Source organism: Floridaenema aerugineum BLCC-F46 (assembly GCF_041929345.1).
In the GTDB taxonomy this organism is placed as follows: domain Bacteria; phylum Cyanobacteriota; class Cyanobacteriia; order Cyanobacteriales; family Aerosakkonemataceae; genus Floridanema; species Floridanema aerugineum.
The window spans coordinates 1-12,829 of the sequence record NZ_JBHFNQ010000247.1 but is presented as its reverse complement, the minus strand read 5'-3'; the positions used below and the strand labels follow the sequence as shown (position 1 = coordinate 12,829).

13 protein-coding genes and 1 pseudogene are annotated in these 12,829 nt (G+C 39.6%); 9 read left to right on the top strand and 5 right to left on the bottom strand.

Features of this window, described 5'->3' with window-relative positions; all coding sequences use genetic code 11:
- Nucleotides 1-349 precede the first annotated feature (349 nt).
- A complete protein-coding gene (locus ACE1CC_RS33580; RefSeq protein WP_413274781.1) occupies nucleotides 350-742 on the bottom strand; it encodes a hypothetical protein in 393 nt (130 codons plus the stop codon).
- A gap of 57 nt (nucleotides 743-799) precedes the next feature.
- On the opposite strand from ACE1CC_RS33580, the gene ACE1CC_RS33575 reads away from it, so the two are divergent.
- From ACE1CC_RS33575 to ACE1CC_RS33560, 4 genes are all read left to right on the top strand, one after another.
- Complete coding sequence (locus tag ACE1CC_RS33575; RefSeq protein ID WP_413274780.1) at nucleotides 800-1,486, top strand: response regulator transcription factor; 687 nt, start codon at nucleotides 800-802, stop codon at nucleotides 1,484-1,486.
- On the top strand, nucleotides 1,486-2,754 hold the full coding sequence (locus ACE1CC_RS33570) for a sensor histidine kinase (protein WP_413274779.1): 1,269 nt from the start codon (nucleotides 1,486-1,488) through the stop codon (nucleotides 2,752-2,754). Before ACE1CC_RS33575 ends, ACE1CC_RS33570 begins: the two co-directional genes overlap by 1 nt.
- Before the next feature lie 130 nt (nucleotides 2,755-2,884).
- Nucleotides 2,885-3,211, top strand: coding sequence for a NirD/YgiW/YdeI family stress tolerance protein (locus ACE1CC_RS33565; protein WP_413274778.1), 327 nt, complete (start codon nucleotides 2,885-2,887; stop codon nucleotides 3,209-3,211).
- A gap of 430 nt (nucleotides 3,212-3,641) precedes the next feature.
- Nucleotides 3,642-4,922 carry a glycosyltransferase gene (locus ACE1CC_RS33560; RefSeq protein ID WP_413274777.1) on the top strand — a complete coding sequence of 427 codons (1,281 nt, stop codon included), beginning with the start codon at nucleotides 3,642-3,644 and terminating at the stop codon, nucleotides 4,920-4,922.
- A gap of 7 nt (nucleotides 4,923-4,929) precedes the next feature.
- Here the strand turns inward: ACE1CC_RS33560 and ACE1CC_RS33555 are convergent, their stop codons facing one another.
- The 3 genes from ACE1CC_RS33555 to ACE1CC_RS33545 form a co-directional block, all read right to left on the bottom strand.
- A complete protein-coding gene (locus tag ACE1CC_RS33555; RefSeq protein ID WP_413274776.1) occupies nucleotides 4,930-5,739 on the bottom strand; it encodes a DUF1838 domain-containing protein in 810 nt (269 codons plus the stop codon).
- A complete protein-coding gene (locus ACE1CC_RS33550) occupies nucleotides 5,714-6,880 on the bottom strand; it encodes an AbrB family transcriptional regulator (protein ID WP_413274775.1) in 1,167 nt (388 codons plus the stop codon). Before ACE1CC_RS33550 ends, ACE1CC_RS33555 begins: the two co-directional genes overlap by 26 nt.
- 213 nt (nucleotides 6,881-7,093) lie before the next feature.
- Entirely contained in the window at nucleotides 7,094-7,969 is an 876-nt protein-coding gene (locus tag ACE1CC_RS33545; protein WP_413274774.1) for an isocitrate lyase/PEP mutase family protein, read from the bottom strand.
- A 100-nt stretch (nucleotides 7,970-8,069) separates the two neighbouring features.
- Between ACE1CC_RS33545 and ACE1CC_RS33540 the strand changes: the two are divergent.
- Nucleotides 8,070-8,315, top strand: a pseudogene (locus ACE1CC_RS33540) (DUF6972 family protein); the annotation flags it as partial.
- Here ACE1CC_RS33540 and ACE1CC_RS33535 read toward each other — a convergent pair.
- Nucleotides 8,260-8,724 (bottom strand): DUF924 family protein, encoded by a 465-nt coding sequence (locus tag ACE1CC_RS33535; protein ID WP_413274773.1) that lies wholly within the window; start codon nucleotides 8,722-8,724, stop codon nucleotides 8,260-8,262. The pseudogene ACE1CC_RS33540 and the gene ACE1CC_RS33535 overlap by 56 nt on opposite strands.
- Nucleotides 8,725-8,785: 61 nt before the next feature.
- Here ACE1CC_RS33535 and ACE1CC_RS33530 point away from each other — a divergent pair, with 61 nt between their 5' ends.
- The 4 genes from ACE1CC_RS33530 to ACE1CC_RS33515 all read left to right on the top strand — a co-directional run bounded on the left by ACE1CC_RS33530 (nucleotide 8,786) and on the right by ACE1CC_RS33515 (nucleotide 12,742).
- Nucleotides 8,786-9,895, top strand: coding sequence for an S-(hydroxymethyl)glutathione dehydrogenase/class III alcohol dehydrogenase (locus tag ACE1CC_RS33530; RefSeq protein WP_413274772.1), 1,110 nt, complete (start codon nucleotides 8,786-8,788; stop codon nucleotides 9,893-9,895).
- 85 nt (nucleotides 9,896-9,980) lie between these two features.
- Nucleotides 9,981-10,691, top strand: coding sequence for an MBL fold metallo-hydrolase (locus tag ACE1CC_RS33525; RefSeq protein WP_413274771.1), 711 nt, complete (start codon nucleotides 9,981-9,983; stop codon nucleotides 10,689-10,691).
- Nucleotides 10,692-10,750: 59 nt separating this feature from the next.
- Complete coding sequence (locus ACE1CC_RS33520) at nucleotides 10,751-10,981, top strand: AAC(3) family N-acetyltransferase (RefSeq protein WP_413274770.1); 231 nt, start codon at nucleotides 10,751-10,753, stop codon at nucleotides 10,979-10,981.
- Nucleotides 10,982-11,242: 261 nt separating this feature from the next.
- Nucleotides 11,243-12,742, top strand: a complete 1,500-nt coding sequence (locus tag ACE1CC_RS33515; protein WP_413274769.1) for a phenylacetate--CoA ligase family protein — start codon at nucleotides 11,243-11,245, stop codon at nucleotides 12,740-12,742.
- Nucleotides 12,743-12,829 lie beyond the last annotated feature (87 nt).

Genomic DNA, 12,829 nt, shown 5'->3' with positions numbered 1-12,829 from the left:
AAAAACCATTGTAAGTAGGTGAAAGTAAATAAAGTAAAAACTAAGGCGGGGAGGCATACCCCCCCCCAAAAAAAAAGTAAAACATTTGGGGTGGGGCAACAACCCCCCCCCAAAATTAAAAAAAAATATATAATTTTTTTTTTGGGGGGGTGTTCCCCCTCCCCGCCTTAGTTTTTACTTTATTTACTTTCACCTACTTACAATGGTTTTTGTTTATGTTTAACTTTTGTGCCAAAAGATAATGTTGATAAAAATTATCGCTTGTTGTTTGAAACTGATGGAACTCACGTTACTAGCTACCGATCGGGTAAACTTCCAGAAGTTGAATTTGTCGAAGGTTGTCTCTAGTTTAATCAAGGCGATATCTGATTAGTTTTCGGATTTTATCGAGAGGTAAGTTAAGTTCTTTGGCGATCGCTTTTTCCACTTCAACAAATTCGATTACCGGGTATTCAAATTCTAGTTCTTTTAGGGATGAACCTGCTGTTTTTACGGTGACTTCTGTATTTTTATTTCGCCGATCGATCTCTGCATCGATCGCCAAAACTGTAAATTCTAAAGTTACTTCCGCTTGTTGGAGTTGTTTACTATCTAACTCAGATTTGATCGTGTAAGTTTGACTCAATACTGTACCATTTAACCATTGTGTACCATACCAAACTCCCAGCGTAATTAACAGCAGAGGTAGCCAAAATTCTAACCATAATTTAGCCAGACGAGTTAGCCAACGTAGGGATTTCATAAATGGTAAAATTTATTACTAAAACCATCACTGTATTTTAAACTAAGTTGTTGACTGATGAAAATTCTCTTTGTAGAAGATGATTTAATCCAGTTAGAAGCACTTTCTGCTGCTATGACTAAAGTGGGGCACATTGTTGATGCTGTCAGTGATGGCGAAACTGCTGGTTGGTTGCTGCGGGAACAAGAATATGATTTATTGATTTTAGATTGGATGTTACCCAAAGTTAGTGGCGTTCATTTATGTCAACAATATCGCCAAGCAGGTAAAACTGCGCCAGTTTTATTTCTCACTGCTAAAGATGCAATTTTGGATAAAGTAACAGGATTAGATGCAGGTGCAGATGATTATTTGGTGAAGCCTGTAAATGTGACAGAATTATTAGCAAGAGTTCGGGCTTTGGCAAGGCGTTCTCCACTTTGGCAAGGTGATATTTTGCAATTAGAAGATTTAGAATTGCATCCCAATTTACTAATACTTAAACGACAAGAGAAATCTATTCAACTCTCTACTAGAGAATTTCAACTAATGGAATATTTGATGCGCCATCCCCGGCAAATTTTGACTCGCGATCAGATTGAACAAGCTTTGTGGGAATGGAATATACAACCGGAAAGCAAAGCTGTTACTATTTTGGTACATCGTCTTCGCCAAAGATTACAATCAGTTGATGCCGAAGATTGGTTACAAACAGTTTACGGCATGGGTTATCGTTTAGCATCTCCTGATTCACTTTTAGCTTAATGTTTTCTCGCAGTCGGCAAAATTTAGCACGTTGGTTTACCCTGTCAATGGGTAGCGTTTTTTTGGTATTTGTTGCGCTTTTTTATTTGCGGGAAGCTCGCGATCGCTTACAAGTTTTCGATCGCACACTACTCAACATCAGTCAAATTATGGCGGCAAATGTTGAGGAAATAGTGTATCAAAACCAACGGCAACTAGACTTAGAAAATGTTCCCATATTAGGAAGCGATGCGATTAGATTGGATACTGAAGTTTTATTTGCTCGTTGGTACACTCCTAAAAAACAATTATTACAATTTGTCGGCCCAATTCCGCCACCAAAATTAAAGGATAAATCAGGATTTGAAACTATTCCAGGCGAGACAGCTAATTACACCGGAAGATTACGCCAGCTGACTTTGCCAGTTTATCGAGAAGGAAAACTTTTGGGATATTTGCAAATAGCTGCTTCTTTAGCACCAGTTGAAGCACCATTGCGACAGTTACAGTTATTTCTAGTTATTGTTGTTCCTTCTATGTTAATAAGTATTACTTTAATTGGTTGGTTTTTAGGCGGTGCAGCAATGCAACCAATCCGACAATCCTATCAACAATTGCAACAATTTACGGCAGATGCTTCTCACGAATTACGCGCACCTTTAGCGGGAATTGTGAGTAATGCCCAGGTAGGATTGATGGAACCCATAGATCCAAAAGAACAAACTTCTCGACTGCAAACAATTTCCCAAGTTGCCGAGTCAATGGGTGTATTAATTGCACATTTATTGTTTCTCGCCCGAAATGAAGGAAAACTGCCACCAGAAGCACTTCGTTCTACAGATTTGGTGAGTTTGTTGCAACCATTTTTAGAGGAATACCATCAACAAACAGCGATCAAAAATTTAACTTTTAGCAGTAATTTACCCGATCGCCCTTTAATTGTCAAAGTAGAACCCGACTTAATCCGCCAAGCAATAATTAACCTTTTGAGTAATGCTTGTCGTTACACATTGTCTGGGGGAAAAATTGAACTTTCAATCATTTCTCAACCTCGATGGGTAGTAATTCAAGTTAAAGATACAGGTATTGGCATTGGGGAAGAAGATTTGCCGCGAATTTTCGATCGCTTTTATCGAGTAGACAAAGTGCGAACATCCCAAACCGGAGGATTTGGACTAGGTTTAGCAATTACCCAGCAAATTATCACCGCACACAATGGACAAATCTCTGTCAAAAGCACTTTAGGCAAAGGTTCAACTTTTGAAATTCGGTTGCCAATTTCTCGTTGAAACCTTCTTGTTACTTTTACCTGCCAATCTGTTTAAAGAAGGCGGAGGACAAAAAGAAGGTGAAATGGTTGGAATAAATTTTTATCTCCCCTGTTCCTCTGTCTTCTTAATAAATAGATGGGAGGTTTTTATGAAGAAAATTGTTCTAGGAATACTTGCTTTAACAGCTATTGTAGGTGCGGGATCGATCGCGATCGCCCAAAGCAAAATTCGAGATTTACATAACGCCAACAGCACCACCATCACCGGAAAAATTGTCCAACTCCGAGATGATGAATTTATCATTGACGATGGTACAGGTCAACTTTTAGTAGATACAGAAGATCGGACTTTGCGAACCGCAAATCTAAAAAACGGTGAAACAGTAACCGTTAGGGGAAGATACGATGATAATGACTTTGAGGTAATTAGTATTACTCGCGCCAATGGTCAAATCATTTATGTTTTTGATGATTGATTTTCGGAAGTATTACTAACAATAACACGCTGAGAAAATCTGCAATTACATCAAACATCAAAAAGAGATCCCCCTAAATCCCCCTTAATAAGGGGGACTTAAAATTCAGTCTGGTTCCCCCATTTGTAATTCAATCTGGTTCCCCTTTTGTGATTCAGTCTTCTTCCCCTTTTGTGATTCAGTCTTGTTCCCCTTTTGTAATTAAGTTTTGTTCCCCCTTAGTAATTAAGTTTTGTTCCCCCTTAGTAATTAAGTCTTGTTCCCCCTTAGTAATTAAGTCTTGTTTTCCCTTAGTAATTAAGTCTTGTTCCCCCTTAGTAATTAAGTCTTGTTCCCCCCTTATTAAGGGGGGTTAGGGGGGATCAAACGTAGCAGACTTTTGGGTAATTGATATTACCCAGGAAACTAGGTTAAAAATTTTGAGGTGAGAATGTTATCTGTTGGTGTGTTGATAGATCTCTGGTGGCGATCGGAAGCTGGAGGTCATGTAAAATGTTGGGAAAGATTTGCTGAAGCTGCTACTTCATTTAATAAACAACTTGACCTAACTCTGTATTTTCTCGGTGCAAAAAACCAAGTTATTCCTCTTGCTCATAATGTTCGCTATAGCATCCACACGCCAATTTTCGGAACTCAATGTTTGACATTTCTCGATCGAATGACAGAACATACCGATCTAGCGCCAATAAATCCCCGGTTATTCTCTCATCTGCAAAAACATGACATTTTGCACGTTACCCATCCCTTATTTACTTTAAGTCAAACCGCCCGAATTTTCGCCCAATCTTCGGGTAAGTTTTTGATAGCTTCTCTGCATACTGATGTTCCCAACTATAGCCAAATTTATACAGCTGATGTGGTGCGTCGTTTGTTTGGGAATGGATGGATAAGTCGCATTTTGTTAGAAAAATTGCAGGTAGATCGACGAACTAAAACTTCTACAATGCGGAAGTTAGAACGTTATTTAACTCAGTGCGATTATGTTTTAGTTTCCCAACCTTCTGACTACGAAAAAGTAGCAGAAATTTTGCCAAAACAGCGGATTTCCTATTTGCGGCGAGGTGTTAATCGTCAGTTGTTTAATCCGGGAAAACGCGATCGCACCAAGCTACAACATCTTTATAACATCCCACCGGAAAAATTTCTTCTCTTATTTGTTGGGCGGTTAGATTCCTGTAAAAATGTCCAAACATTTGCCCAAGCTGTGAAGATTTTACTAGACTTAAATTATCCCGTTCATGCGATAATGGCTGGAGAAGGAAACAACGCTAAAGAAATTCAAAATTTACTCGGTTCATCTGTCACTCTTCCGGGTGTTTTACCTCAATCAACTCTCGCTTGGTTATATGCTAGTGCAGACTTATTTGTGTTTCCTTCACAGACAGAGATTTACAGCAATGCAGTGATTGAAGCAAAAGCTTCAGGACTTCCGGTTTTAGTTTCCTCTCAAGGCGGTACAGCACAACTGATTAATCAATCTGGTGAGGATGGTTTAGTTATTAAACAGGATACAGCGGAAGCTTGGGCAAAGGCGATCGCTTCCTTAATCAATGACCCCGAAAAATTGTTTACCATGCGACAAGCAACTTATCAACAAAGCTTAAAACAATCTCCCTCTTGGGAAACTGTTCTAGCAGAAGATCTCCTATCAGTATGGCTTCTAGCAGAAGATCTCCTATCAGTATGGCAATCATTTGAATTGAGATTTTAGGATAAAATTATGCTTCCTCAGCTTCAGGAATCGGAAATCTCTCCCCAGCTAAATAAGCAGCAAAATGCTTTTTAAAATATGTCCAAGAAGTCATATCATCATCTAAAGGAGACTTCGGCGCATTTTTATATAAAGGCACTCGCGTGTTAATTTCATCTTGCAGTAATTGAGGTAATTCGGTAAAATCTTTCACCTTCAAACCACAAGCACTGTAAATCAAATTACCTGCTTTATTTCCCATTTTCATCCAAGGTAGCCAAGGGCCGATTCTATCCCAAGCAATAAACATTTCTGACACTGTAACTGTGTCTGTATTTTCTAAATCTTTAGTAGGAACTGTCAGTTTAAATAACTCCGCAGCTTGGTAAGTTTCTTGGGGACTGTAATCACTAAAAGTCTCCTCTTTTGCTAAAGAATTGGGATAAGTTGGGAATAAATCAAAGACAAAAGTAGTAATTTCACCGTTTACTTGTCCGGGAAATTTACCTTTAAAATGTCCTTCTACCGGACTATTAGCTACATGAACCACAGTGACAGTTTCTTCTGTCCAAGGGTTTTGCCATTTATGCAAAATTTCGCCTGTTTGGGGGTCAAGATAATAAGTTAACTCCCGTGAAGTAAAATCCCAAGTTTCATCATCATTGGCGATACATCTACTAACACTCATTCCCACAATATTAAACAAGCGTTTCTTTTTTTCACCAGGAACAAAAGAGTAAATTGAACCCGTCCAAGTGAGAAAAGTTTGGCTTCCATCCAGGGAAGAACGTACTTTTACCCATTCTTTAGTATCAAACTCTTTGACTGTATTGATCATCCGTTAATCCTCTGACTACTGCTTTATTTGTTGTCAGTTTATTGTCAAGATAGCGAAAGAACAATAACCACAGAGGTAGGGAAACGTTTAAAGCAATTAGTCGCATTAAATGCCCTGCTGTGACTATTTCTACATCATGATTTAAGGAGAGGGCGACTAAGATCATTTCTGCTGCGCCTCCGGGTGCGGTGACTAGCATACAAGTTAGCCAATCCCAAGGTGTAAACAGCATAGCGAAATCAGCTGCCATAAATCCCGCTACAATAGTTAAGCTTACTGGAATTAAAGCATAAAAAATAGTTCTTTTCTTAATTTTTGGATTGTTTCCCCAAGATTCACCAATGCTAATTCCTAGTAATGCTTGACCGACTAAGTTAACTATATAAGGTGGAGTATAGCTAATTTCGGGTAGAAATGGCGCAGTATTTAAGAAGTAGCTAAAGGTTGTCCCTACTACTAATGCACCGAAGAAGAAAGGGGTGGGAATTTGCCATTTTTTAGCTAGTTGCACTACCAAAAAGGTGCAGGTTAATAGAATTACTAGCAAGAGTAATGATAAACTATCTGTAGGCAACAAATTCCTCATTAAGCTGCTTACTGAAGTACCATTACTGTTAGCTACTGACCGAGCGATTATTGGTATAATAATAACAACGCTGGTAACTCTGATGACTTGAACTAGGGAAACTAGAGAAACATCTTTGTTGTATTCAGCGGCGAAGCTGGACATAATTCCTACACCGCCAGGAGTTGTGGCTAACATCGATGTAAAGATGTTTGTGCGAGTAACTTTAGAGAAAAACCAGCCAATAAACACGCCAGTTATCATAATAAATAGCGTTAAAAATAGGAAGGTTGGTAATTCTGAGTAAACTGCTTCCAGGTTGCCTTTAGCTATGGAAAACCCGATCGTAGTTCCGACTAATGCTTGTCCAATTTTTCTGGCTATTGGATGTGGTTTAATATCCCATTTAGTGAACCGCGAAGTATAAATTGTTAAGGCACCTGCCGCAATACCGCCAAATATCCAAGCGATTCCTCCAATGGGGAATATTTTACCAAAAGCGAAGCCTAAAGGTAAAGAAAGAAGTAGTTCTAAACCCAGAGTTACTAACGAGTTTTTTATTATTCTGTTGTCCACAGTTAAGTTTTTCCTATCTCCTAAGTTAACTACATTAATTGCAGGTTTTCGGCATAAGCCATAAACCAAGTTAGCTGCATCAAATGCTTGATATCAGCGAGGAAGTTTTGATTTGAGTTTTTGTTAATAAAGCAAGTCTGACTAAATATGTGCTGGAAGCCATTTTTAGTTAAATTGTGATTCTTTTGTTTTAATATAGCATTAATACCTACATTAAGGTTCTTCCAGTGGAATGAATTCTTGTTCTATTTGGCGATATTTGGGAATACCGATAAATTCTTGGAAATCTTTGAAATTCACCAATTGAGTAAAATCTGCTGTTGTGCCCTGTTCTTTCAACTGACGGAAACAAGCTGTCATTATCTGAGTTGTGGCTAAAAGTCCGGTGACGGGGAAAAAGGCAATTTTGAAACCGATTTCTTGTAATTCTGAGGCGGAAAGTTGCGGGGTTTTCCCACCTTCGACAATGTTAGCAACTAATGGGGTTTTGGGGAAGGTTTGTGCGATCGCTCTCAACTCCTCCACCGACTGCGGCGCTTCCACAAACAACATATCTGCGCCAGCTTCAATATAAGCCTTTCCCCGACGAAAAGCTTCATCTAAACCCAATGGCCCACGAGCATCAGTTCGGGCGATAATTACTAAACTGCTGTCTCCTCGTGCTTTCAGGGCGGCGCGAATTTTTCCAGCGTGTTCCGCCATTGGAATCACTCTTTTCCCTTCAAAATGACCGCATTTTTTCGGCCATTCTTGGTCTTCCAAAATGATGCCAGCTAAACCCAATTGCACGGCATCTTTAACTATTCGCATTACATTTAAAACATTACCATAACCAGTGTCCATATCCGCAATTAAAGGAATAGATACTGATTGGGCAATTCTGCCAACACTGTACAACATTTCCGTTGCCGTGAGAAAACCATAATCTGGTAAACCAAGAGTAGAAGCAGCAATGCCAAAACCGCTGGTAGCTGCAACTTCAAAACCTAATTGTTCGACAATTTTGGCACCCAAACAATCATAAACTCCAGGGATAACGATAATTTCGGGACGTGCAATTAATTGACGTAGTTTTTGTCCAGCCGACATAGAAGTAAATTTGTGAGAGATAGATTTATAATTTTGCCCTAATTTACTGGGCTATTGGTAGTTTTTTCCAGATTTTCGGTGAGAGAGTTATTAATTAAGTATGCCAGAAGAAAATCAAACCCCGCCTAGAGCATCGCGCACGCTAGTTCGTGCGGAACGTCATGTTGCAAAGCACTTACCAGGTACACCTCAAAGAAGAAAGCTTTTTGAGACAGAAGGTAAAGCTCATGTTTTTCTGGACGAAGAAACAATGCTGAGAGTCACCCAGGAAATTTTTGACCGAGGAGATTTTATCGGAGTGATACGCAATCACGAACGCTACGGACTATTGTTTGATGAACCAATTGGCTATAGAATTGATAGACAAGGCGATCGCATCCCGCTGTACTACGCTGAAAAGGTAAGTAAAAAAACCAGCGTTGTACGGGCAATTTTTGCCGAGCGAACCCTCGTTTAACCGCATATTCTGCAAAACCAAGTGCTTGGGGATCGCTAGCAAAAGCTTTTGGACGATCGCCAAACATATTTCCAGGAAATTGATCGCACAAAATAATTAATGCTAAACAACTTTCTCGGCGATCTTGCCAATGATTTAGTTTACCAGATGCCGCTAATTCGTAATCAGATAAAAAGCGAGTTTTCACCTGTCGATCGAATTCAGCATTTTTGCTAAACCAAACAGCGCGAGGTTTACCATAATTGGATCGATCGGGCGAACCAAACCAAAAGTTTAAAATTTCCTGAAAGTTTGCCATAATTCATAGAGATTGTTAGACAGTTTGATATTATTTAAAAACCAGAGAACCCGAAGAAAAGATGAAAGTAAAAGCAGCAGTTGCCCATAGTGCCAAACAACCTTTAACTATTGAAATGGTTGATTTAGAAGGGCCAAAAGAAGGGGAAGTTTTAGTAGAAATTAAAGCAAGTGGAGTATGTCATACTGATGCTTTTACCCTTTCTGGTGCCGATCCAGAAGGGCTTTTTCCTACTATTTTAGGGCATGAAGGTGCAGGAATTGTGGTGGAAGTAGGATCGGGGGTGAAAAGTTTACAAAAAGGCGATCGGGTTATTCCCCTTTATATCCCCGAATGTCGCCATTGCAAATTTTGTCTTTCCGGCAAAACAAACCTCTGCCAAGCTATTAGAGAAACCCAAGGAAAAGGGGTAATGCCAGATGGGAGCAGTCGGTTTTCTTTGGATGGGAAAATGCTACATCATTATATGGGAACTTCGACTTTTGCTAATTATACAGTAGTCCCCGAAATTGCCTTAGCAAAAATTCGGGAAGATGCACCTTTAGAAAAAGTTTGTTTATTAGGATGTGGCATTACAACTGGAATTGGTGCAGTAATTAATACAGCAAAAGTGCAAGTTGGCGATCGGGTTGTAGTTTTCGGTTTAGGTGGAGTTGGTTTAAGTGTAATTCAAGGTGCAAAATTAGCTGGTGCTAACATGATTATCGGGGTAGATATTAACCCGAATAAAAAGGCATTAGGCGAAAAGTTAGGGATGACTCATTTTGTTAATCCTCAAGAAGTAGAAGGCGATTTAGTTCCTTATTTGGTAAACTTAACTAATGGCGGTGCTGACTTTAGTTTTGAATGTATTGGCAATGTAAATGTCATGCGTCAAGCATTAGAATGTTGTCACAAAGGTTGGGGAACTTGTGTAATTGTTGGCGTTGCTGGCGCTGGCGAAGAAATTTCTACTCGTCCCTTTCAATTAGTTACTGGACGCACTTGGAAAGGTACAGCTTTCGGTGGGACAAAAGGACGCACACATCTGCCAAAAATTGTTGATTGGTATATGGAAGGTAAAATAAATATTGATGATTTAATTACTGAATTTATGCCCCTTGAAGATATTAACAGAGCTTTTGACTTAATGCACGAAGGTAAATCAATTCGGAGTGTGGTTACTTTTTAGATGCAATGACAGGCGATGACAGAATGATAGGCAATGACAGGCAGGATGCCTGTCCTACAAGATGGAAGATTTTTACAAATGACAAATGACAAATAACCAAATGACTGAATCAGGAATTTTTGTACATCAATTTGAGCTTGGGCCTTGGGATAATTTTATCTACTTGATTGGCGATCGCGCAACTCGTACCTGTGCAGTAGTCGATCCAGCTTGGGACGCACCCACAATATTAACAGAAGCGGAAAAATTGGATGTAAAAATTACTCACATTCTTTGTACTCACAGTCACTTCGATCATGTTAATCGAGTCAATGAAATATTAGAAGCAACTGACGCGCCAGTACACATGATGGGAGAAGAAATCGATTTTTCTGGGTTTAAATGTGAAAATTTAGTGCGTCATTCTCCCGGAGATAGTTTAACCATTGGTCAACATTTAGAAATTACCATGATGCACACACCCGGACATACTCCTGGATGCACAAGTTATCGAATTCCTGATGCTTTAGTCACCGGAGATACACTGTTTGTCAATGGTTGTGGACGCTGTGATTTTATCGGTGGAGATCCCGAAACAATGTTTTACACATTGCAAGATTTAGTGCGAAAATTACCCCTAGAAACCACCATGTACCCAGGTCATAATTACGGCGACAAACCAACAGCAACCTTAGATATGCAACTGCAAACAAACCCCTATTTAATATTACCAAAAGTAGAAGATTTTATCAGTCACAGAATGCAAGGAAAAACCCCTAATACTCCCCTTCCCCCCGAACCAAAATGGCATCCTTAAATTCTCTCTTTCTTTCCTTCGCGATCTTTGCGTTCTTTGCGGTTCAATAAAAAGAAATTATGAGTGAATCAGAAGCGATCGCAAAAACCCCATCCCCACGAACCCGCGAAACCTTAAAAAATGACTTCCATCAACTTGGATTACAACCAGAAATGACAATAATAGTACACAGTTCGCTTAGTTCTTTAGGTTGGGTTTGTGGAGGTTCAGTAACAGTTATTCAAGCTTTAATGGATATCATTACGCCAAATGGTACATTAGTAATGCCTACCCATTTCCCCCCTTATTAAGGGGGGTTAGGGGCAGGGCTAATTCATGTTCGGAGGAGAAAATCATTGAACTGGAACAGGAGTGACACAGAACATCTAATGTAGGGGTAATTCATGAATTACCCCTACATTAGATGTTCTGATTCTGTCAAATAGTCCCCTTGTCGGGAAATTTTCTTCAACGACAATGAAGTAGCCCTGGGGTTAGGGGGGATCAACAATATTTGGGATCAACAATATTTAGAACTAGCAACTTGCGTTAATAACAAGTAGAGGGGAAAAATGCAAGAATCACAACGTCAAAGATCGTTGCAAGCGTTAGAAAAATTTCTCGCCACTCCCTTAGCAAGTTTACTGCAAAAAGATAATGCGAAAAATGCGGAATCTGCAACCTTAGCTTTGTTTCATTCCGTCGCTGCTACGGTTCCCGCTTACCAAAGGTTTTTAAATACCCAAAATATTAACCCGGAAACCATTCAAAGTTTAGCTGATTTTTCCCAGTTACCGCAAGTTACTAAAGAAAATTATCTCAAGGTTTACTCGTTAGCCCAATTATGCAAAAATGGAAAGATAGAAAGCTGTGATCTAATCGCTGCTTCCTCTGGTTCTACTGGGAAACCGACATTCTGGCCTAGATTTTTCAGCGATGAATTGGCAATTACTACTAGGTTTGAACAAATATTTCATGATAGCTTTTTTGCTGATACTCGGCGGACTTTAGCGGTTGTTTGTTTTACATTGGGAACTTGGGTAGGGGGTTTATTTACAACTAATTGTTGTCGCTATCTTGCTAGTAAAGGTTATCCGATTACAGTAATTGCACCAGGAAATAATAAGGAAGAAATTTTCCGAGTTGTGCAAGAATTGGGAGGTGCTTTTGAACAGGTGGTTTTGTTGGGATATCCGCCATTTATTAAAGATGTGGTTGATACGGGAATGGCGCGGGGAGTTGAATGGCAGAAGTTTAATATTAAAATGGTGTTTGCGGGGGAAGTTTTTAGTGAGGAATGGCGGAGTTTAGTTGGGGAAAGAGTGCGATCGACTAATTTTTGTTATGACTCTGCTGCACTTTATGGAACTGCTGATGCGGGAGTTTTGGGAAATGAAACTCCTTTGAGTATTTGCATTCGTCGTTGGTTGGCAAATCATCCAGAAGCAGCAAAAAGTTTGTTTGGAGAGTCGCGTTTACCAACTTTGGTACAATACGATCCTCTGAGTCGCTTTTTTGAAGTTGAGAATGGTAATTTGTTGTTTTCTGGTGATAACGGGATTCCTTTAATTAGATACAACATTTTGGATACTGGTGGGATAATTCCTTATGAGGAAATGTTGAGATTTTTGGGAGAATACGGTTTCGATCCTTTGACTGCTTTGGCGGAAGAAAGACCCATTCGGGAGTTGCCTTTTGTTTATGTTTTTGGTCGATCGAACTTCACAGTTTCCTATTTCGGTGCTAATATTTACCCGGAAAATGTCACGGTGGGATTAGAACAACCTGTAATTAAAGAATGGGTGACAGGGAAGTTTGTTTTGCAGGTGAAAGAAGATGCCGATCGCAACAAATACCTCTCAATTGTGGTAGAGTTAGCACCAGGAATTACAGCTGATGAACAGATGAAAGTGGCGATCGCAAACTCCATTCTCTCCCAACTGCAACGACTCAACAGTGAGTTTGCTAACTATGTTCCCCAAGCATATCAAATGCCCCAAGTCACACTCACTCCCACCGGAGATCCAGAATATTTCCCTATAGGTGTTAAACATCGCTATACCCGAAAATGAAAGTACGTTGTTGGGGGGTTGGGCCGGGGGAAAACCCGGAAAAGCCCCCCCCAAACAAAAAAAAAAAAACAAAAAGTGAAAAAAAAA